We start from the raw sequence: 20,982 nt of genomic DNA on the forward strand, positions 1-20,982 counted from the left end.
CTTTCAATGATGCGGGGGAACGGTTCGATACCATGCCCCGCTCTGGTACCGGACATCAAGCCTATATAGCGTTCCGTCATGACAACCCCTTTCAATGATGCGGGGGAACCGTCCGATGCCGTGTTCCGCCTTGGTCGACAGCGCTCAGCTGTCGTCGCCGTTGCCCTTGTTTCTGGCCAGTTGCAGCTCGGGGCTGTCCAGCTTGGCCAGTTGGGGCATGGCCTGGGCCTTGAAGCTGGCCAGCGCCCGCCCGCTGAGAGACTCCGCCTGGGGCAGGTTGAGGGTGCGCGGGTTCTTGTGCACGCCGCCCACCACGAATTCATAGTGCAGGTGCGGGCCTGTGACCCGGCCGGTGCCGCCGAGCAGGCCGATGGTCTGCCCCTGCTTCACTCGCTGCCCCTTGTTGACGGTGCGCTTGGAGAGGTGCAGGTACTTGGTCACGTAGTTGCCTGCGTGCTTGATGAAGACGTAGTTGCCGTTGAACTGGTTGTAGCCGGCGGCCACCACGCTGCCGCCGCCCGCCGCCATGATGGGGGTCCCCACCGGCGCCACGTAGTCGATGCCGTTGTGGGGACGCACCTTGCCGGTGACCGGGTGAAGGCGGCGCGGATTGAAGTTGGAGCTGATGTATTTGAAGTTGACCGGCGCGCGCAGGAAGCTCTTGCGCATCGCCTTGCCGTCCGGGGTGTAGTAGTTGCCATCCGTGTTCAGCACGGCACGGTAGATGGCCCCCTGGTTGACGAACTCGGCGGCCAGGATGTCGCCGGAGGCAACCCGCTCGTCATCCTGGTATTTGTCCTGGTAGACCACCCGGAAGCTGTCCCCCGGTTGCAGGTCCTGGGCAAAGTCGATGTCCCAGCCGAAGATGGCGGCGAGATCCATGATCTGGTCTTCCGTCATGCCCGCTTCGACGGCGGCGCCCCAGAAGCTGGAGCGGATCTCCCCCTGGGCCACCTGTTCGCGGGTGTCGAGCTCGATCTTCACCGGCCTGGCCACGAAGCCGTCATCCCGGCGGTTCACCTTGAGCGCCTGCTCCAGGCTGTGGGGGTAATAGAGGCTGTGCAGCTCGCCGCCCTTGGTGAGCTTGAAGGTGAGCTCCTGACCGGGTTTGAGCAGGCGCAGGGTATCCGTGCCCTCGAGCTGGTCGATGAGGTGCAGATCCGTGGTGCTGAGGCCCAGGCGCTGGAAGATGACCCCCATGTTGTCGCCGCTGCGCACCTTCACCTGTCTGGTGACATAGCGCGGTTTGGGCGGGGTGACGGGCTCGGCCCGTGCCAGCTGGGCCTCCTCGTCGACCTGCTGCTCGACGGCCAGTTCGTTGTCGTTGTCATCGACCCGGGTGGCGACTGCCTGTTCGCTCGGCCAGGCCGCCAGCATCATCACCATGATGCTCAGGATCAGCACCATCTTGCGGTGCCAGTGAGGGAGAGAGTTGAAGGCGTGCCAAAGGACCATGAGAAGCAGACAAAGTTGAACCCGGAAGAAGGTCGGAGTTTACCGCCTTTCCAATTGGCCCGCCATTCCAGTAATATGTCTGGCCCTGTGGAATCGTGATTGGAGAGTCAAAAAATGTCCCAGCTCGAGGTGGCGCTAGCCGAGATCAAGCGCGGAGCGGAAGAAATTCTGGTTGAAGAAGAACTGATCGCCAAGTTGAAGGAAGGGCGCCCCCTGCGCATCAAGCTGGGGATGGACCCGACCGCGCCGGACATCCACCTGGGTCATACCGTGATCCTCAACAAGCTGAAGACCTTCCAGGATCTGGGCCATGAAGTGATCCTGCTGATCGGTGACTTCACCGCCATGGTGGGTGACCCCTCCGGCAAGAACGCCACCCGTCCGCCGCTCTCCGAAGAGGCCATCAAGCACAACGCCCTCACCTATGCCGAGCAGGCGTTCAAGATCCTCGACCCGGCCAAGACCCGCATCGAGTACAACTCCACCTGGCTGAGTGAGCTGGGCGCGACCGGCATGATCAAGCTGGCGGCCAAGCAGACCGTGGCCCGCATGATGGAGCGCGACGACTTCAAGAAGCGCTACAGCAACGGCCAGTCCATCGCCATTCACGAATTCCTCTATCCGCTGCTGCAAGGCTATGACTCGGTCGCGCTCAAGGCGGATGTCGAGCTCGGCGGTACCGATCAGAAGTTCAACCTGCTGATGGGTCGCGAGCTGCAAAAAGATGCGGGCATGGCGACCCAGTGCGTGCTGATGATGCCGCTGCTGGTAGGCCTGGACGGTGTCAAGAAGATGTCCAAGTCCGCTGCCAACTACATCGGCGTGCACGATGCCCCGGGGGAGATGTTCGGCAAGATCATGTCCATCACCGACGATCTGATGTGGAACTACTATGAGCTGCTCTCCTTCCGTCCGCTCGCCGAGATTGAAGAGTTCAAGGCAGGTATCGCCGCCGGCACCCTCAACCCGCGCGACGTGAAGATCTGGCTGGCCAAGGAGATCATCGCCCGTTATCACGACGAAGCGGCGGCCGAAGCGGCCCACGAAGACTTCACCCAGCGCTTCTCCAAGAACGCCATTCCGGACGACATGCCAGAAGTCGAGCTGGCACTGGAAGGGGAAGGGCTGGCCATCGCCAACCTGCTCAAAGACGCCGATCTGGTGGCCACCACCTCCGAAGCGCTGCGCATGATCAAGCAGGGCGCGGTGAAGCGCGACGGCGAGAAGCTGGACGATGGCAAGGCCCTCATCGGTGCCGGTACCGCCGTCTACCAGGTCGGCAAGCGCAAGTTTGCCCGGGTGACCGTGAAGTAAGTCGCCACCTCTGGCGCTGCCATAAGAAAGGCCTCCCTTGCGGAGGCCTTTTTGTTGGCTCATTGCTGCAAAGAGGGATCAACCCTCGGTTTTCAGGAAGTTGCGATAGAGCATGTAGAGGTGGGCCGAGCTCCAGCTGAAGTTGCTGGCCCCCTGCATGGCGCCGGTTTCCGGGTTGTAGTTCTCGCGGATGGGGCCGCTGCCCGCCAGCCCCTCGGCATTGCTAAACAGCTTGTTGACGAGCTGTTGGGCATCGCTGCGATAGCCGTAGTTCTCCAGCCCCTTCACCCCGAAGTAGAACTGATCCAGCCAGACCCGGCCGCGCCAGTAGATGTCGGGGTCGTAGGCCGGGTTGGTCAGCGCCGCCGTGCCGAGCGGCACCCTGGTGTTGAACTCCTGGGCATTGAGCATCACCTCGCGCACCCGCGCCGCCTTCTCCTTGTCCGCTACCTCGGCCCAGAGCGGGCTCCACCCTTCCGGGCCACGGCCGCGGGCGGTCAACAGCTTGCCGACGCAGCCGTTGGCGTCGGGCAGATCCCCCTGGGCTATCTGGCGATCGTAATAGAAGCCGGAGGCCTCATCGAACAGGCAGCTGTTGATGTAGCCAGCCAGCTGGGTCGCCCCTTCGCGGTAGCGGCTCGCCTCGTCAGGCTTGCCGAGCAGCTCGGCCATGTCGGCCAGGATGCGCTTCTCCTTGGCGAGGAAGGCGTTGAGCTCCACCGACTCCTGATCGATGGAGAAGCCGATGAGGCTGCCATCGTCCTGATGGTTTTCGAAGAAGAAGACGTTCCAGTCCTGGCGCGCCCTGGCCAGGTCGCCGCCATAGGTCTTGTCGGCATAGCGCTTGAGCTGATCCGGTTCGATAAAGCCGAAGCGGGCGGCGTTGTCCATGCCGGACTCCCAGCCTGCGCCGTGCTGGGCGCCGATATCCATGTCGGCGTAGCCGCCAACGCTCAATACCTGCTGATAGAGCGCCATGCCGGCGCAGCCATACCAGCCATCTCCCTCATTGGTACAGCTCGACAGATCCAGCCCGGCCGGAGCCCCCGTCGGGTACTGCACCTTGAAGGTGATGTTGCCGAACTCGTCGTTGTGCTCGACGTGGCGGGTGGCGCCATATTCGATGATGCCGTTGCGGTTGTTGTCCCGCGCCCGATACCACCAGTCGTGATAGGCCAGGATCTTCGGGTACATCTCGGCGATGAAGGCCTTGTCCTGGGTGGCGCTGTAGATCTCCCAGATGGCCCAGGCGGAGAGGGGCGGCTTGGTGTCGCGCTCGTTCCAGTTGCCGCCATCACCGCCCCGATCGGCGAGCTTGTTGTAGAAGACGGCGTCGATCACCATGCCGGCATCCTGCGGACGGACCGGGTCATCGGCCTGGATCTGGTAGTCATACATGGCGCGCACGTTGTTCTTGGCTACCTCGGGGTTGAAGTGGGCCATGGCGTAAGCGTGCTTCCAGCTGTCCCAGGCCCAGACCCCGTCGAACCAGCGGGCGGTGTTGGAGGGGGTGACCCCGTCGTGCAGGATGGCGCCGGCCGGTGAGCGCCAGTTGCCGTTGAGGGTCTCCATCGCCTTGACCGCGATGCGCCGCTCCGACTCCGGGATCCCCTGATTGGAGAGGCCGCGCGCCAGGTAATCCTCCCAGCGGCGGATGGAGTCGTCGAAATGGCTGGCGGGGTCGGCCAGCAGCGCCTGGCGGCTTCGCTCGAAGCGGCTCGCGTCAGCACTGCTGTGGACATAGCTCTGCAGGGTGTAGATATCCTGCTGGCCCTTGGCGACCAGGGTGAGGCTGGCCTCGCTCACGTAGCCGAGCCCCTGCTCGTCGAGGGTGGTGCGACTGGGCAGGGTGCGATCGATGCGGTAGCTGGCGCTGCCGCTTTGCATGATGTTCCAGGTGCTGCGCAGCTTGCCGAACTGGAATGCCACGCCGCGCTCGGTCTGGCTGATGGTGCGGGTGCGAACCAGCGCAGTGCGGGCATCGCCGTAGCGCAGCTCCAGCTCCAGGGTGAAGGGGTCGAAATCGAAGCGTTGCACCAGCGCCCCCGGGATGGCGTACAGCGCCTGCTTGCTGGCGCTGGTGAGCGGAAAGGCGCGGCCGCTCTCGTCGCTCAGGGTCAGCTTGTCCAATTCCCTTGCGAAGAACAGGCTGTACTCCTCGGCGATGACCATGGGGCCGGTAAAGCCGCCCCACTCGCTGTCGCTGGCGGGCAGCAGGAAGCCGTGCCAGGCACCGAGATCGAGCAGCGGGTTGTATTTGAGGTTGGCGTAGCTGTCAAAGTCACGGAACTGGAGCGGGGTGCCGCTGCGGTCGATCACGTTCTGATACTGGTTCGCCAGGGTGGCGCTGGGGGCGGCCGGGCTGCTGGAGTCATTGCCGTTGCAGGCAGTGAGGCCGAACAGGGCGACGCTCAGGGTGACGGATAGTAAACTTTTACGAAACATCTCTCGCTCCAATGACAGTTTTTGTCGGTTAAGGAAGGTGTTTTTTAGTATTTGTTTTAGTGAAAGCGTTTGCGAGAGCCATTATAGGGCGATTTTGACGGGATTATTGGCGCTGTGTCACAGTGCAGGAGGGACGAGTGTGAGCCGGATCACCCGGTTACACGAGGTTACATAGTCTTATATTTTAGTAATTATTTACTTTTGTGGTGGCAGTCAGCGAGAGAGAGGAGGGGCAGGTACGCAGGTATTGGTGGGGGGTCAGGCCGAACTCCTCCTTGAAGCGCGCGGCAAAGCGGCCGGGGGAGTCGTAGCCACAGGCGAGGGCGGTCTGAAGCGGCGTGAGCCCCTGTTGCAGCAGGGTGAGGGCGTGCCCCAGGCGTACCTGGGTCAGCACCTGGCGAAAGCTGCGCCCCTCGGCGGCCAGTTTGCGGACCAGGGAGGCGCGGCTCATGGCGAAGTGGGTCGCTACCGTCTCCAGCCGGTGATCAAGACCAGGCTCCACGCTGAGGTAACGGGCCAGCCGCTCCCCCAGGGTCATGGTGGTGGCAGGAAAGAGCAGGCCAAGGCCCCCCGCTTCCCTGAGCTCGCCATAAAACCCTTGCAGCAGCTGGGTCTGGGCCGTCTCGCAGAGCTGCCGCTGCGCCATGGTGGTGACGAGATCGAAGCAGAAGGCGAGGGCCGACGTCACCCTGATGGCCGGTGGCTTGAGGAGATCGAGGGTGCTCTCTGCCAGCCACTCGGCCGGTGGCGGGGCCAGCAGGGTGAGCGCCTGGGAGCGAAACGTGCCCTGCTCCGGCTGGTTGACGAAGGTGAGCCGGTGACCCGCCGGGATCAGCAGCCAGCTCTCCTTGTCAAAGGAGAGGCGCTGCTCCCGCCACCACAGCTGCTTGCGGCCCTGCTGCACCCAGATGAGGGTCGGTGCGTAGATGAGCACCCGGCGCAGGGGCTGCTGGCGGATCCCGAAGTAGTGATTCAGTTGCAGCAGGGGCGTGCTCATCGGGCGGGCTCCTAGGGGGTGGTGAAGGTGGCGGTCAGGGTGGCCTTGCCAAGGGCCAGGCTGTTGAGCATGTAGCCTACCATGGCGGGCGGGGTGTTGGCCTTCACCTCCAGCGCCTTGGGCAGGGCCCAGACGGTGAACTGGTAGCGGTGCATGCCGTGACCGGCGGGTGGGCAGGGGCCGCCATAACCCTGGGTACCGTAGTCGGTGCCAAGCTCCAGTCCCTGCTTGATCTTGCCGGAGGCATTGCTCGGCAGCTCGCTCTGGCTGGCCGGCAGGTTCACCACCAGCCAGTGCCACCAGCCGCTGCCGGTGGGGGCGTCCGGGTCATAGGCGGTGATGGCGACGTTCTGGGTGCCGGCGGGCAGGCTCTGCCAGCTCAACTGGGGGGAGCGGTTCTCGCCGCTGCAACCAAAGCCGTTGAAGCTGAAGACCTTGTCCATGGGTTCACCCTCGCGGATGTCGGTACTCTTGAGGGTCATGGCGCCGGCGGGCAGAGCCGCGAGGCAGAACAGGGGCAGCAGCGGGATAATGGGGGATCTCATGATGGGCACTCCTTTGTGTGAATACGGCATTCACTCTAAGGGGGCTGGCTCAAAACAGAGTGCCCGTATGGCTCAAATTATGCCATAGAGGCGGCTTTTGTGAGCTGTTCGGGGCTTTTGAGGGGCATAAAAAAACCGGCATCCTGGGATGCCGGTTTTTGGGAGAGGCGAGGGGCCTTAGCGCAGGATCATCTCGTCACGGCCCGGGCCGACGGAGACCATGGGCACCGGCACGCCCAGCAGGGCTTCGATGCGCAGCACATAGTCCTGGGCAGCCTTGGGCAGCTCGGCGAAGGTGCGGCAGGCGCTGATGTCTTCGCTCCAGCTCTCCATCTTCTCGTAGACGGGGGTGAGGGCGGCGGTCTGCGGCCAGATCGGGTTCTCGGTGTGGGCACCTTCGTAGGCCACGCAGATCTTCAGATCCGGCAGACCGGTCAGGCAGTCCAGCTTGGTCAGGGCCACTTCGGTGGCAGCCTGCAGCTCGACGCCGTTCTTGGTGGCGACGGCATCGAAGTAACCCACGTCACGGGGACGGCCGGTGGTGGCGCCGAACTCGTTGGTGATCTTGCGGAACTCGTCCTGGTTCTCCATGGCGGTCAGCAGGGTGCCGGTACCGACGGAGGAGCTGAATGCCTTGGCCACGGCGATGACGCGCTCCGGGCGCAGGCCCGGCAGACCGCCACCGATGCCGGCGTAGGCGCCGGAAACGTGGGAGGAGGTGACCCAGGGGTATTCGCCGTAGATGAGATCACGGCCGGCACCCAGCTGGGCTTCGAACAGCAGGGTCTTGCCTTCGGCTTGCAGCGCCTTGAGGGGCATGCTGACGTTGCAGACGGCGTCCAGCCAGGGAGCGGACACTTCCAGCAGCCAGTCGGCCATCTCCTGGGCGGTCTGGGTGAATTCGAAGTCCGGATAGAGAGCCTTCATTTGCGGCAGTTTCCAGTCCAGCATGAACTGGATGCGCTCGACCAGCACGTCCGGCTGTTTCAGCCAGCCCACCAGGATCGCCTTTTTCATGACCCGATCACCGTAAGCCGGGGCGATGCCCTGACGGGTGGAGCCGTAGGCGCCGTCACCCAGGCGTTGCTCTTCCAGGGTGTCTTCCAGCGCGTGCAGCGGCAGGCAGAGGGTGGCACGGTCAGAGATGGCGAGCTTGGGAATGACGCCGGAGGCCTTGACCTCTTCCAGCTCGACGGTGAGCTTCTCGGGGCTGATCACCATGCCGGGGCCCAGCACGACCAGGCAATCCGGGTTGAAGACGCCGCTCGGCACCTGGTGCAGCTTGAAGGTGCCCAGATCGTTGACCACGGTGTGGCCGGCGTTGTTGCCGCCCTGGAAACGAATACTGGCGCCAGCCTGGCCTGCCAGATAATCGACGATGCGGCCTTTGCCTTCATCACCCCAGTTAGCACCTACGACTACGATAGACGACATGACTCTTTCTCCTAAGACGTTAGGCGTCCATCCTAGGAGCCCCGTGAGGATTAGAAAAATTAATTATCTTTATAATTCCGATAAGAAAGCCATATAATTCCGGTGCCATTATCGACACCGCGCTCCCTTGCGTGGTGCCCGTGCCCTGGCGGCGCTGGCCCTGCCATCGACCCGGGAGAAGAGGAACCCCATGCTGGACATTCACTGGCTGCACACCTTCGTCACCCTGGCCCGGTTGCAGCACTTCGGCCAGACGGCCACCGAACTGCACATGACGCAACCCAATGTGAGCCTGCACCTCAAGAACCTGGAGCAGGCGACCCGGGTCAAGCTGGTGGAGCGCAGCCCGTTTCGCCTGACCCAGGCGGGGGAGCGGCTGCTGCAAAGCGCCGAGCGCGCCATCAACGAGCTGCAACTCTGCCAGTCCGATCTCAATGCCCTGAGCCAGTTGAGCCAGGGGACGCTCGCCATCGCCGCCAGCGACATCATCTCGCGCCTGCTGCTGATCCAGCCGTTCCAGCGCTTCAAGCAGGCCTTCCCCGGCATCGACCTCACCCTGTTCAACACCACCTCGGATCAGGCGGCGGATCTGGTGCGGGCGGGCAAGGCGGATCTGGGCTTCGTGATGGCACAAAAGCGCAGCGAGCCGCTCTTCTACACCGAGTTGCAGCAGGTGACCTGGTGTGCCCTGGGGCACGGCCTGGCCCGCTGGCAGGCGCGGGCCAGCTCGGGGGAGAGCGATCCTCTGGACGAGCCGACCCTGATCCTGCTGGGGCACGACACCCGGACCCGGGCATTGATCGATCCCTCCCTGCCCCTGCTCGGCCTGCCGAGCTGCCGCATCATGGAGGTGGGGAGCGTGGATGCCCAGCTCGACTGGGCCGAGGCGGGCTTTGGCGTCGCCATCGTGCCGGATTTCTCCCTGCACCCCAGGCTCAAGCTGACCGCCCCGGTGACCCGGCTCACCGATTTTCCCGGTACCAGCCTGGGGTACGTGGTGCGCCAGAACCAGGTGCTGTCGCGGGCCATCAAGCAACTGCTGCACTGGGTGGAGGAGGAGATCCAGAATCCGGCGCTGCTGCTGGCGCCGTGACAGGCCAGGCGCCCGCTCCCCATAACCAAGAGGCCACCCCTGGGGTGGCCTCTTGGTTGGTGTTCATTGCCCGGCGGGGGTTGTGGTCCCCACCGCGTGGCTGGGCGGGCTGGCGGGCATGGCCTGCGGTGATGGCGCCTCCAGCGGCGTTGCCGACGAGGCGGGCGCCTCAGGCGGGGTCAGGGGATGGCCTGGTGCCAGGGTTGCGCTGCCCGGTGTGGGCGGCTCGGTCAGGGCCGGGGCCTGGTTGGTGGAGGCCGCCCCCGAACTGGTTGAGAGGGTCGCGGCGGCCGGCTGCTCCGGCAAGGTGTCGGACCCCTCCAGTGGCGCGGTGCCTTCCAGGGGGCCTGTCCCATCGGACGGTGTGGCCGCGCTGCTCGCCGGGGGCAAGGTCGGCAGGGCGCCCGAGGTGGCCCCTGCCCCGGATGCCGTGAGGGTGTCCGCCGGGAGGGTGGGCACGGCATCCAGCATGCCGGGATGGAGCAGGGCGATGCTGCCCGCCTGCATGCCTTCCCAGGTGAGGGTGGTCAGTGCCGGATGCAGCCGGGTGAACTGCTTGAGCCGCTCGTTCAGCACGTCCCGCAGGGTGCGCACCTCGCTCTCGGGCAGACTGGCCAGCGCCACCAGTTCGGCGGTGACGGCGAAGGTATTGACGCCGCTTGTCTGCCCCGGATAGAGGTTGGCGCCGATGCGGCTGCGATCGTAGTAGGGGTGCTGCTTGAGCAGCTTGTCCACCTGTTCCCCCTCGATGGGAATGAGGCGGGCCTGACAGCGGCCGGTGAGATCGCCGATGGCCTGATTGGGGTGACCGGCGACCACGAAGGCGGCATCCAGGGTGCCGTCACAGAGCCCCTCCAGCCGGTTGCCCGGGGAGATCACGGGCGGGCGGCTGAAGTCGGCGATCCGCCACCCCATGGCATCGAGCAGGGCCCGGCTGGTGACTCTGTCCCCGGAGTTGGGGGCGCCGACATCGACCCGCTTGCCCTTGATGTCGGCCAGGGTGGTGATGTTGCTGGTGGCGCTGGCAATCAGGGTCAGGGACTCCTTGTGGAGCCGCAAGAGGCTGCGCAGCTGATCGTCCGGGGCCTGGCCCGCGAAGGGGCCGGTGCCATGCACCGCATGGTAGAGCACATCCGACTGCATCAGGGCGAGCTGTACCTCCCCCTTGGCGAGGGCCGCCAGATTGGCGATGGAGCCCGAGGTACTCTGCACCGTGCAGTGCAGGCCGTGGCGGGCACTCTCCTCGTTGAGCAGGCGGCAGATGGCGCCCCCTGTGGGGTAGTAGACGCCGTTGAGGGCTCCCGTACCGATGGTGACATAGGCGGGGGAGGCGAAGAGGGAGGGCGCCAGCACGGCCGCAAGCCAGGGCAGGGCGGTACGTGACAGACGCAACAGGGCAGAGAAGGCGAATGGGCGCATAGTGGACCGAAACCGTGGCTGAACATGAGGAGGAGGCGGGCTCATCCGGTGATGAGCCTCATCTTATCCGTATCAGACGGGAAGCTGAACGGATTTTACCGCTTTTGCGCGCACCGGGCGGTCTGGGGCCGCCGCCCGGGACGGTTCGCTAGCGGGTCTGGAGAATGGCTTTCTCCATGCGGGCCAGGGCCTCGGTGAGACGGGACCGGGTGCAGCCAAAGTTGAGCCGCACGAACTGGCCGTTGCCGAACTGGGCTCCGGGGGAGAGACCCACGCCCGCCTGTTCGAAGAAGGCGACGGGATCGTCCAGGCCCAGGGCGCTCATGTCGATCCAGGCGAGGTAGGTGGCCTGGTTGCGGGCCAGCTTGACGCCGGGCCAGCGGGCCACGGCCTGCTCGATCAGGGCCAGGTTGCCGGCCAGGTAGTCGAGCTGTTCATTCAGCCACTGCTCGCCCCCCTCATAGGCCGCCTCGGCTGCCACGAACCCCAGCAGATTGACGTCGGCGCTGATGCCGCGCATCGCCTGTTGCAGCTTGAGCCGCAGGCGGGCATTGGGGATCACGGCGAAGGAGCAGCACAGCCCTGCGATGTTGAAGGTCTTGCTCGGCGCCATCATGACGGCGGAGCGTTCGGCCGCCTCCGGGCTCAGGGCACCATAGGGGATGTGGCGGGCATCCTTGTCCAGCAGCAGGTCGCAGTGGATTTCGTCGGAGCAGATCACCAGGTTGTGGCGCTCGGCGATGGCGTCGATGGCCAGCAGCTCTTCCCGGGTGAAGACGGTGCCGCCCGGGTTATGGGGGTTGCACAGCAGCAGCAGATCCGCCGAGGGGGCCTGACGCTCAAGCTCTTCGAGATCCAGCACCCAGCGACCTTCTTCCTCCACCACGGGGACGGTGAGCAGGGGGCGGTCATTGAAGCCCGGTGCCTGCAGGAAGGGGTAGTAGACCGGCTTGGGGGTGATGATGCCGCGCCCGTGCTGGCTCCAGGCCTTGCAGGCGAGGTTGAGGCCCGGCACCACCCCGGGCAGGAAGACGAGCCATTCGGGCTGGATGGTCCAGCCATAGCGGCTGGCCAGACGCGATACGATCAGTTCGATGAGCCGGGGAGAGGGGCGCGAATAGCCGAAGATGCCGTGGGCGACACGCTGGGTGAGGGCCTCCAGTACGGCGGGGGGAGAGACGAAGTCGGTGTCTGCGACCCACATGGGCAGGACATCCTGACCCTTGTATTTGTCCCATTTCAGGCTCATGGTACCGCTGCGATCTATTTCCCGGTCAAAATCAAACATGTTAAATCCTTGTACTGGCGCTGGATGGGCTTCCAATGTACGGACTTGGACGCCCCCCCGCAACCCTTGAGGTGGCTGTTGATAATGACATAAAATAGCCGCCGCCATACGCCAAGCCCGCCCGCATCTGGCTCCTTTTTTTCTTCCATATCAATGGTATCTCTATGAGTTTGCTGTCTGTTGCCCGCAAGAGGCCGGATCCCGTCTCTCTCTCGTTTCTCGCCGTGACCTTTATGACCGGGGTGGCGGTGGCGCTGCAGGTGCCGACCTTGAGCCTGTTTCTGGCCGAGGAGGTGCAGGTGCGTCCCTTCCTGGTGGGGCTCTTCTACACGGTGAACGCGGTGATCGGCATCCTCATCAGCCAGTGGCTCGGCCACCGCTCCGACAACAAGGGGGATCGCAAGCAGCTGATCCTGCGCTGCTGCTTCGCCGGCATCGTGCTCTCCCTGCTGTTTGCCTCGAACCGGCAGTACTGGTTGCTGGTGAGCCTGGGGGTGCTGCTGGCGAGCCTGACCGCCACCGCCAGCCCGCAGCTGTTCGCCCTGGCGCGGGAATACGCCGACAGCCGCAACAAACAGGCCGACATGTTCAGCTCGGTGCTGCGGGCCCAGTTCTCCCTGGCCTGGGTGATCGGGCCGCCCATCGCCTTCGCGCTCGCCATCGGCTACGGCTTCGAGGTGATGTATCTGGCCTCGGCGCTGGCCTATGTCATCTGCGCCTTCGTGGTGTGGCGCTGGCTTCCCTCCCTGCCGCTGCCGGTGATGGACAGCGAGGTGGAGCGGGTGAGTAGCTGGCGGGATCCGTCGGTGCGGGCGCTCTTCATCGCCTCCACCCTGATGTGGACCTGCAACAGCATGTACCTCATCAACATGCCCCTCTACATCACCCGCGAGCTGGGGCTGGAGGAGAAGCTGGCCGGTTTGCTGATGGGCACGGCGGCGGCCCTGGAGATCCCCTTCATGCTGCTGGCGGGCTACTACACCCGGCGCTTCGGCAAGCGGCCCATGATGCTGCTGGCGGTGCTGGCCGGGGTCGGTTTCTATGGCGGTCTCGTGACCCTGTCGAGCCAGCATGCCCTCATTGCGCTGCAACTGCTCAATGCCATCTTCATCGGCATCGTGGCCGGCATCGGCATGTCCTATTTCCAGGACTTGATGCCGGGGCGCGCCGGGGTGGCGACCACGCTCTTTTCCAACAGCATCCGCACCGGCTCCATCATGGCGGGGGCCATCGCGGGAACGGTGGCGGAGCTCTGGAGCTTCCACGGGGTCTTCATGGTGGCGGCGGCCCTGGCGCTGATGGCGCTGGCCGCCTGCTGGCGGGTCCCCAACGTATAGGGGATGCAAAGGGGAGTCGATGCCCGGATGTGCCGGCACCAGTGCCCCGGTCGTGCGGGGAAGAAGCGGTCTTACCTGGGGTTGTCTCCCTGGTATTCGATGCGCAGGCAGCGCAGCAACAGCTCGGCCGCCGGCCCCAGCGCCTCCACCGAGGGGGTGAGCAGGTAGGTGTAGAGATAGCGCTCGCTGCCGCCGGTGAGATCCAGCTGCACCAGCGAGCCCTCGGCGAGCTCCTCCTGCACCAGGTGGCGGGGCACCCAGGCGTAACCCATGCCAAGGCGCACCATGTTGAGCACCTCATGATAGTGGGTCGCCTTCCAGCCGGTGTCGTCCGCATCGTTCCAGTCCACCGAGCGGTGGATGGGGGGATGCAGGCTTATCTGGTTGTGGCTTGCCAGCACCTCGGCGGTGATGGGCTCTCCCTGCTCCGCAAGGGGGTGGCCCGCTGCGCACAGAGGAAGCAGACAGACTTCGTCCAGCGGCAGGCCGGTGCGATCCTGGGGCAGGTGCTCGGAGAGCATCAGATCTCCCGCCTGCAGCGCATTGAAGTGGCAGTGGATCCGCTCGTGCAGGTTGATGCGGCAACCGCGGCTGCGGGGGTAGAAGTGGGCCAGCGCCCGGTAGAGGCGCTCCCGCGGCTGCACCACGGACACATAGAGGTTGATCTGCGGCTCCCACTGCCGCTCCAGGTTGTTGGCCAGGTTCTCCAGCTCTTCCACCTGCTGGCTGAGCTGGCGCGCCCGCTTGAGGAAGATCTCCCCCGCCGGCGTCAGCACCGCCTTGCGTCCCCGCACCTCCAGCAGGGCCACCCCCAGACTCTGTTGCAGCTTGGCAACCGCATGATTGAGGGAGGATTGGCTCTTGTTCAGCGCCTCGGCAGCCTGGGCATAACCGCCGCAGTCCACCACCGCCTGAAAGATCCGCCATTGCTCAAACGTGCTCTTGGGACGAAACATAGTGCAACCTGTCTGGGGCCGATGGGATTCAACAGGGCGCGCCTTGGCACCCCCTCTTCACTGTAATCCCATCCGGTTGATTTGTTGATTTATTTGGGCTGGGCCACGAAGGTCTTGCCGCTCTGGCCCTGACTGTCACGCCCCATCAGGTAGAGATAGAGGGGCATCAGATCGGCCGGGGTCTTGAGGGTTTGCGGATCTTCCGCCGGGAAGGCGCTGGCCCGCATCCTGGTGCGAGTGCCGCCCGGGTTGAGGGTGTTGACCCGCACCTTGGTGTTCTCCAGCTCGTCCGCCAGCACCTCCATCATGCCTTCGACTGCGAACTTGGAAATGGCATAGGTGCCCCAGTAGGCGCGCCCCTTGCGGCCCACGCTGGAGGAGGTGTAGACGATGGACGCCTCGCCGTGCTCCTTGGCGGTCTGGCGAATGAGGGGCAGCAGCGCCTGGGTCAGCAGGAATTCGGATTTGACGTTGACCTGCATCACCTCGTCCCACTCCTGCTCCTGAATGTGTTCGAACGGCGACAGGGTGCCGAGCAGCCCGGCGTTGAACAGCACGCCGTCGAGGCGGCCGAACTGCTGAGCGAAGGTCTCCGCCATGCCGCGGTAGTGGGCGGCAGTAGCCCCTTTCAAGTCCACCGGCACGATGGCGGGCAGGGGGTGACCGGCCGCTTCAATCTGGTCGTAGACCGCCTCCAGCTTGGCACTGGTACGCCCGAGCAGGATCACGGTGGCGCCGTGGGCCGCATAGGTGAGGGCCGCTTCGCGGCCGATGCCGTCACCGGCACCCGTCACCAGAATGACCTTGTCCTTGAGCAGATCACGGGGGGCCTGATAGTCGAGCATGTGGACTCCTGTTAACAATGCCTGGCGGCTTGGCGCAACGAATCGAGTGGGCAAGTGTACTGACCCGGCCCGGCAGTTGACCAGTATGAGACGGCAAAAATGTGAATAAAACAGGGCGATAGCGTCGATCCCTCCGTCCTTGGCACGGGAGATGGCAGAGTTTTTGCGCGAGGGGGGCAAACTCCTTACTATGTGAAAAAACCGAACATAGCGCGGAGCATCAAGTGGCATTTTTGACCGAATACGGCCTGTTTCTGGCCAAGACCCTCACCTTCCTGCTGGCCATCGGCGCCGTCATCCTGATGGTGGCGAGCAGCCGCCAGCCCAAATCCCGCAAGGGGGAGCTGGTGGTGACCGATCTCTCCGGCGAGCTGGAGCAGGGGCGCCATCAACTGCAGGCAGCCCTGGCGGGCAAGGCCGAGCGCAAGCAGATGGAGAAGACCCGCAAGGCCGAGCACAAGGCCAAAGCCAAGGGGGAGGATGAGCGCAGCCGGCTGTTCGTCATCGACTTCAACGGCAGCATGGATGCCAAGGAAGTGGCCTCCCTGCGGGAAGAGGTGAGTGCCGTGATAGGCGTGGCCCGCCCCGGGGACGAGGTGCTGCTGCGCCTCGAATCCGGCGGTGGCGTGGTGCATGGCTACGGCCTGGCCGCCTCCCAGTTGCAGCGGCTGCGGGACAAGGACATCACGCTGACCGTGGCCATCGACAAGGTGGCGGCGAGCGGTGGCTACATGATGGCCTGCGTCGCGGACAAGATCCTGGCGGCGCCGTTCGCCATCGTCGGATCCATCGGGGTGATTGCCCAGATGCCGAACTTCAACAAGCTGCTCAAGAAGCACGACATCGAATTCGAGATGCACACCGCAGGCCAGTACAAGCGCACCATCACCATGTTCGGCGAGAATGACGATCTGGGGCGGGAGAAGTTTCGCGAGGAGCTGGGGGCCATCCACGAACAGTTCAAGGCCTTCGTGGCCGAGCACAGACCCGGTCTCGACATCGACAAGGTGACCACCGGCGAGCATTGGCTGGCGAGCCAGGCTAAGCAGCTCGGACTGGTGGATGCGCTTTGCACCAGCGATGACTACCTGCTGGCCCAGGCCAGCCATCACAAGGTGGTCGGCATCCGCTACAGCAAACCCAGGAGCCTGACCCAGAAGCTTGGCAAGCAGGCGGCACTGGGGCTGGAGGGGGCCCTCGGCCGCCTGTGGCAGCAGAGCCCCTGGCGCTGAGAACCTGTTTCGAGCTTACTGCGAGGTCGTGATCAAGGCTCATGTGCTGCTCGGAATCCTCATGTGTATCTACACACTCCGGTTCCTGCGCAGCTCTTCACCTTGCTGACGATCTCTCGCTACAGCTCGTGAACAGGTTTTATAGCTCAGTGCAAAGGACTAAAAAGAGAGCCGGGCATTGCCCGGCTCTCTTTTTTTATTGCGTCGGCTCTGCAGGCCGATGGCGCACCTCAGCGTTGGAAGGGATAGACGGAACCCAGTTTCAGGATCTGGGTCAGCTCGTCCAGGGCGGTGCGGGTCTCCAGCACCAGGGAGGGGTCGCGCAGATCGTCCAGCGCCAGGCTGTCGCGATAGTGCTTCTCGACCCACTGATCTAGGCGGGCAAACTGGCTGTCGGTGATGAGGCAGGCCGGGTTGACCGCGGCGAGCTCGGTGTCGTTCATGGCGACCCGCAGGCGCAGACAGGCGGGGCCGCCGCCGTTTCTCATGCTCTGCTTCACGTCCATGTAGTGGACGTCCTTGATGGGGGTGCCCTGGGTCACCAGCCTGGCCAGATAGGCGGACACCGCCGGGTTGTCGCGGCATTCGGTGGGGGCGATGATCGCCATCTCGCCGGATGGCAGGGTGAGGATCTGGGTGTTGAACAGATAGGACTTCACCGCATCCTGCACCGACACCTCTGCAGTCGGTACCTCGATGAAGTGCAGTTCCCCGTCGCCGAACTTGGTACGCACCTCGGCCAGCGCCGCCTCGGTATGGAGGAACGCCTGCTGGTGGAAGAAGAGCACGTTCTGGTTGCCCACCGCGATGACGTCGTTGTGGAACACTCCCTGATCGATCACGTCCGGGTTCTGCTGAATGAAGACCGCACTCTCATCCCCCAGACCATGCAGGCGGGCGATGGCCTGGCTCGCTTCCAGGGTCTGGCGGGCCGGGTAGCGTTTGGGGGCGGGCTGGGAGACGTCGAAGGCGCTGCGGCCATAGACGAACAGCTCGACCCCCGCTTCGCCATAGGCGCGGCACAGCCGGGTGTGGTTGGCGGCGCCTTCATCACCGAAGTGGTCGTTCTCCGGCAGATGCTGGTGGTGATAGAAGTGGCGATCGTTGTTGAACACGGCCCGCAGGATGCGCCCGGTCACCTCGGGCTCCAGGGAGCGGTGGAACTTGTTGGTCAGGTTGGCGGGGGTGAAGTGGATGCGGCCATCCTGGGTGTCGGCGCTCGGGGAGACGGTGGCGGCGTTGGCAGTCCACATGCTGGAGGCGGAGTAGCAGGCGGCCAGCACGGCGGGGGCCTGTCTGGCGGCCTGGGCCAGGACGCTGGCGTCGTTGCCGGTGAAGCCCAGGCGGCGCAGGGTCGCGAGATCCGGTCTCTCCTGAGGAGCCAGCACGCCCTGCACCATGCCGAGGTCGGTCAGCGCCTTCATCTTGCGCAGCCCCTGCTTGGCCGCTTCCTTGGGGTTGGAGGCCTCTTTGGCGTTGCTCTGGGAGGCGACGTTGCCATAGGAGAGGCCGGCATAGTTGTGGGTGGGGCCGACCAGGCCGTCGAAGTTGACCTCGAAGTGCTTCATGATCACATCCTTTCGATTTTTATATGGGGAGCGGTTCCTTCCGCGCACAAAGCTGCGGTGTGCGGCCATTATAAAGAGATTTCATCCTTTGTAACAAGCTGATAACCAGAATGGGTTTTTATGTCACAAGGGTGGCTGGATATGTCATTTCCAATCTAAAAAAGGGGGGGATATAGCATAAAAACAAAAAAGCGGTTGCTTCCCGCGCCCCGGCTTCGCATTAATAAATAAAGAAGCAGGGCGGTTCGGGCTGTCGGGCAAATTGACCCGCAAGATTGCTTTTTCCCGTCAAATCTCTTATACAGCCCCACAAAACCGCACGCCAACCCCGTCGGGTGCAATGAGGATAATAGTTACAGCATGGGCAAATCACTGGTCATCGTGGAGTCTCCGGCCAAGGCCAAGACCATCAACAAATATTTGGGCAAGGACTACGTGGTGAAATCCAGCGTAGGCCACGTGCGCGATCTGCCGACCAGCGGCAGCGCCAGCACCGAGCCCAAAAAACCTGTCATTCGCGGCATCAAGCTCAGCGAATCCGAGAAGGCGGCCAAGGATCGCAACGCCCTGTTCTCAAGGATGGGCATCAACCCGACCGCAGGCTGGCAGGCCAACTACCAGATTTTGCCCGGCAAGGAAAAAGTGGTCAGCGAGTTGCAAAGTCTGGCCGCCAAGGCCGACACCATCTATCTCGCAACCGACTTGGATAGAGAGGGGGAAGCGATCGCCTGGCACCTGCGCGAGATCATCGGTGGCGACGACAGCCGCTACAAGCGCGTGGTGTTCAACGAGATCACCAAGAGCGCCATCCAGGAGGCGTTCGCCCAGCCGTCCGAGTTGAACATTCATCGCGTCAACGCCCAGCAGGCCCGTCGTTTCCTCGACCGGGTGGTGGGTTACATGGTCTCCCCGCTCTTGTGGAAGAAGCTGGCCCGCGGCCTCTCCGCCGGTCGGGTGCAATCCGTCGCGGTGCGCCTCATCGTCGACAAGGAGCGCGAGATCAAGGCGTTCGTGCCGGTGGAGTTCTGGGATCTCAACGCCGACCTGCTCACAGCCGAGAAGAGCGAGCTGCGCATGGAGGTGGTCAGCCGCAACGGTGCCGACTTCAAGCCGGTGACCCAGGCCGAGACCTTCGCCGCCGTGGCGGCCCTGGAAGGGGTCGACTACAAGGTGGTCAACCGGGAAGACAAGCCGACCGGCTCCAAGCCGTCCGCTCCCTTCATCACGTCCACCTTGCAGCAGGCCGCTTCTACTCGTCTGAGCTTCGGGGTCAAGAAGACCATGATGATGGCCCAGCGTCTCTATGAAGCGGGTTACATCACCTATATGCGTACCGACTCCACCAACCTCAGCAAAGAGGCGGTGGACGCGGTGCGGGAATACATCGGCGAGCAGTATGGTGCCGCCTACCTGCCGAGCGAGCCGAACCTCTACGGCGCCAAGGCCAATGCCCAGGAGGCCCACGAGGCGATCCGCCCCTCCAGCGTCCAGGTGACTGCCGAGATGCTGGAAGGGATGGAGCCCGATGCCATGCGGCTCTATGACCTCATCTGGCGCCAATTTGTCGCCTGCCAGATGACCCCGGCCCAGTACGACTCCTCGACCCTGACCGTCAAGGCAGGGGAGTTCGAGCTCAAGGCCCGTGGTCGCACCTTGCGCTTCGCCGGCTGGACCAAGGCCCTGCCGCCCATGGGCCGCAAGGGTGAAGACAGCCAGCTGCCGGCGGTGACCGTCGGCGAGGTGCTGAAACTGGTCAAGCTGGATCCGCGCCAGCACTTCACCAAGCCGCCCGCCCGCTTCACCGAAGCGGCCCTGGTGCGCGAGCTGGAAAAGCGCGGCATCGGCCGTCCGTCCACCTATGCCTCCATCATCTCCACCATCGTCGACCGTGGGTATGTGCGGGTCGAGAGCCGCCGCTTCTTCGCCGAGAAGATGGGGGAGATCGTCACCGACCGCCTGGTGGAGAACTTCGTCGAGCTGATGAACTACGAGTTCACCGCCAAGATGGAAGACAAGCTCGACGGCATCGCCGAGGGGAGCCTGGAGTGGAAGAAGGTGCTCGACGCCTTCTACGCCGAGTTCACCCAGGAGCTGGAGCAGGCCGACAAGCCCCATGAAGAGGGGGGCATGCGTGCCAACCAGATGGTGCTGACCGACATCGACTGCCCGGATTGTGGCCGCAAGATGGGTATCCGTACCGCTACCACCGGCGTCTTCCTCGGCTGCTCCGGCTATGCCCTGCCGCCCAAGGAGCGCTGCAAGAAGACCATCAACCTGGTCAGTGCGGACGAGTTCGTCTCCGCCACCGACGGGGACGAGGCGGAAACCGATGCCCTGCGTGCCAAGCATCGCTGCGGGATCTGCGGCACCGCCATGGACGCCTACATCATCGACGACAGCCGCAAGCTGCACGTCTGCGGTCGCAACCCGGATTGCGATGGCTACGAGGTGGAGCAGGGGCAGTTCAAGCTCAAGGGCTACGAAGGGCCGAGCATCGAGTGCGATCGCTGCGGCTCCGAGATGCAGCTCAAGAACGGCCGTTTCGGCAAATACATGGGTTGCACCAACGAGAGCTGCAAGAACACCCGCAAGATCCTGAAAAATGGCGACATTGCGCCGCCGAAAGAGGATCCGGTACCCCTGCCCGAGCTGAAATGCACCCAGTCCGACGCCCACTTCGTGCTGCGGGACGGCGCCGCCGGCCTCTTCCTGGCCGCCAGCAACTTCCCCAAATCCCGCGAGACCCGTGCGCCCCTGGTGGAGGAGCTCAAGCGCTTCCGTGATCGCCTCTCTCCCAAGCACCAGTACCTGGCGGACGCCCCGGCGTCAGATCCTGACGGAAACGCCTCCGTGGTGCGCTTCAGCCGCAAGACCAAGGAGCAGTACGTGATGACCGAGGTCAACGGCAAGGCGACCGGCTGGACAGCCCATTACGACAACGGAAAATGGCAGGAGAGCCTGCCCAAGGCGAAGAAAGCCTGATGGCGACGCCGCTCACGGCATGATGAAAGAGGCCCCTTGCGAGGGGCTTCTTTGTTGGTGGATGGCGATATA

Annotated in this window: 15 protein-coding genes; 5 read left to right on the top strand and 10 right to left on the bottom strand. The window is 64.0% G+C overall.

Annotated elements, in window-relative coordinates; genetic code table 11:
• Nucleotides 1-144: 144 nt before the first annotated feature.
• Nucleotides 145-1,455, bottom strand: a complete 1,311-nt coding sequence (locus AB5Y64_RS09665; protein WP_041212599.1) for a peptidoglycan DD-metalloendopeptidase family protein — start codon at nucleotides 1,453-1,455, stop codon at nucleotides 145-147.
• Nucleotides 1,456-1,569: 114 nt separating this feature from the next.
• On the opposite strand from AB5Y64_RS09665, the gene tyrS reads away from it, so the two are divergent.
• Nucleotides 1,570-2,769: a tyrosine--tRNA ligase gene (gene tyrS, locus AB5Y64_RS09670; protein WP_041215604.1), complete on the top strand. Its 1,200-nt coding sequence runs from the start codon at nucleotides 1,570-1,572 to the stop codon at nucleotides 2,767-2,769.
• A 78-nt stretch (nucleotides 2,770-2,847) separates the two neighbouring features.
• On the opposite strand, the gene ygjK is transcribed toward tyrS, so the two are convergent.
• The 4 genes from ygjK to AB5Y64_RS09690 all read right to left on the bottom strand — a co-directional run bounded on the left by ygjK (nucleotide 2,848) and on the right by AB5Y64_RS09690 (nucleotide 8,190).
• The gene (gene ygjK, locus AB5Y64_RS09675; protein ID WP_324051431.1) at nucleotides 2,848-5,214 is read right to left on the bottom strand and encodes an alpha-glucosidase; all 2,367 of its coding nucleotides are present in this window, start codon (nucleotides 5,212-5,214) and stop codon (nucleotides 2,848-2,850) included.
• A gap of 184 nt (nucleotides 5,215-5,398) precedes the next feature.
• Nucleotides 5,399-6,211: an AraC family transcriptional regulator gene (locus tag AB5Y64_RS09680; RefSeq protein WP_048207195.1), complete on the bottom strand. Its 813-nt coding sequence runs from the start codon at nucleotides 6,209-6,211 to the stop codon at nucleotides 5,399-5,401.
• An 11-nt stretch (nucleotides 6,212-6,222) separates the two neighbouring features.
• The gene (locus AB5Y64_RS09685) at nucleotides 6,223-6,756 is read right to left on the bottom strand and encodes a YbhB/YbcL family Raf kinase inhibitor-like protein (protein ID WP_161470392.1); all 534 of its coding nucleotides are present in this window, start codon (nucleotides 6,754-6,756) and stop codon (nucleotides 6,223-6,225) included.
• 177 nt (nucleotides 6,757-6,933) lie between these two features.
• Nucleotides 6,934-8,190 carry an adenylosuccinate synthetase gene (locus AB5Y64_RS09690; RefSeq protein WP_042880306.1) on the bottom strand — a complete coding sequence of 419 codons (1,257 nt, stop codon included), beginning with the start codon at nucleotides 8,188-8,190 and terminating at the stop codon, nucleotides 6,934-6,936.
• Between the two features lie 190 nt (nucleotides 8,191-8,380).
• On the opposite strand from AB5Y64_RS09690, the gene AB5Y64_RS09695 reads away from it, so the two are divergent.
• Entirely contained in the window at nucleotides 8,381-9,283 is a 903-nt protein-coding gene (locus tag AB5Y64_RS09695; protein WP_041212603.1) for a LysR family transcriptional regulator, read from the top strand.
• Nucleotides 9,284-9,346: 63 nt separating this feature from the next.
• Here AB5Y64_RS09695 and AB5Y64_RS09700 read toward each other — a convergent pair whose 3' ends face one another.
• Both AB5Y64_RS09700 and AB5Y64_RS09705 read right to left on the bottom strand, forming a co-directional pair.
• On the bottom strand, nucleotides 9,347-10,702 hold the full coding sequence (locus AB5Y64_RS09700) for a TAXI family TRAP transporter solute-binding subunit (protein WP_161470393.1): 1,356 nt from the start codon (nucleotides 10,700-10,702) through the stop codon (nucleotides 9,347-9,349).
• A 148-nt stretch (nucleotides 10,703-10,850) separates the two neighbouring features.
• A complete protein-coding gene (locus tag AB5Y64_RS09705; protein WP_161470394.1) occupies nucleotides 10,851-11,990 on the bottom strand; it encodes a MalY/PatB family protein in 1,140 nt (379 codons plus the stop codon).
• Between the two features lie 164 nt (nucleotides 11,991-12,154).
• On the opposite strand from AB5Y64_RS09705, the gene AB5Y64_RS09710 reads away from it, so the two are divergent.
• Nucleotides 12,155-13,327 (top strand): MFS transporter, encoded by a 1,173-nt coding sequence (locus AB5Y64_RS09710; protein WP_161470395.1) that lies wholly within the window; start codon nucleotides 12,155-12,157, stop codon nucleotides 13,325-13,327.
• Between the two features lie 71 nt (nucleotides 13,328-13,398).
• Here AB5Y64_RS09710 and AB5Y64_RS09715 read toward each other — a convergent pair whose 3' ends face one another.
• Together AB5Y64_RS09715 and AB5Y64_RS09720 are read right to left on the bottom strand one after the other, a co-directional pair.
• On the bottom strand, nucleotides 13,399-14,283 hold the full coding sequence (locus AB5Y64_RS09715; RefSeq protein ID WP_049637266.1) for a LysR family transcriptional regulator: 885 nt from the start codon (nucleotides 14,281-14,283) through the stop codon (nucleotides 13,399-13,401).
• Nucleotides 14,284-14,372: 89 nt separating this feature from the next.
• Nucleotides 14,373-15,128, bottom strand: coding sequence for a YciK family oxidoreductase (locus AB5Y64_RS09720; RefSeq protein ID WP_111896436.1), 756 nt, complete (start codon nucleotides 15,126-15,128; stop codon nucleotides 14,373-14,375).
• Between the two features lie 224 nt (nucleotides 15,129-15,352).
• Between AB5Y64_RS09720 and sohB the strand changes: the two genes are divergently transcribed.
• Entirely contained in the window at nucleotides 15,353-16,360 is a 1,008-nt protein-coding gene (gene sohB, locus AB5Y64_RS09725) for a protease SohB (protein WP_042880316.1), read from the top strand.
• A 230-nt stretch (nucleotides 16,361-16,590) separates the two neighbouring features.
• Here the strand turns inward: sohB and astB are convergent, their stop codons facing one another.
• A complete protein-coding gene (gene astB / locus AB5Y64_RS09730; protein ID WP_045525189.1) occupies nucleotides 16,591-17,928 on the bottom strand; it encodes an N-succinylarginine dihydrolase in 1,338 nt (445 codons plus the stop codon).
• A 360-nt stretch (nucleotides 17,929-18,288) separates the two neighbouring features.
• On the opposite strand from astB, the gene topA reads away from it, so the two are divergent.
• Nucleotides 18,289-20,910 (top strand): type I DNA topoisomerase, encoded by a 2,622-nt coding sequence (topA, locus tag AB5Y64_RS09735; protein ID WP_010673895.1) that lies wholly within the window; start codon nucleotides 18,289-18,291, stop codon nucleotides 20,908-20,910.
• The last annotated feature ends 72 nt before the right edge of the window (nucleotides 20,911-20,982 follow it).

This window comes from Aeromonas sp. R5-1 (genome assembly GCF_040908265.1).
GTDB classification, from domain to species: Bacteria; Pseudomonadota; Gammaproteobacteria; order Enterobacterales; family Aeromonadaceae; genus Aeromonas; species Aeromonas caviae.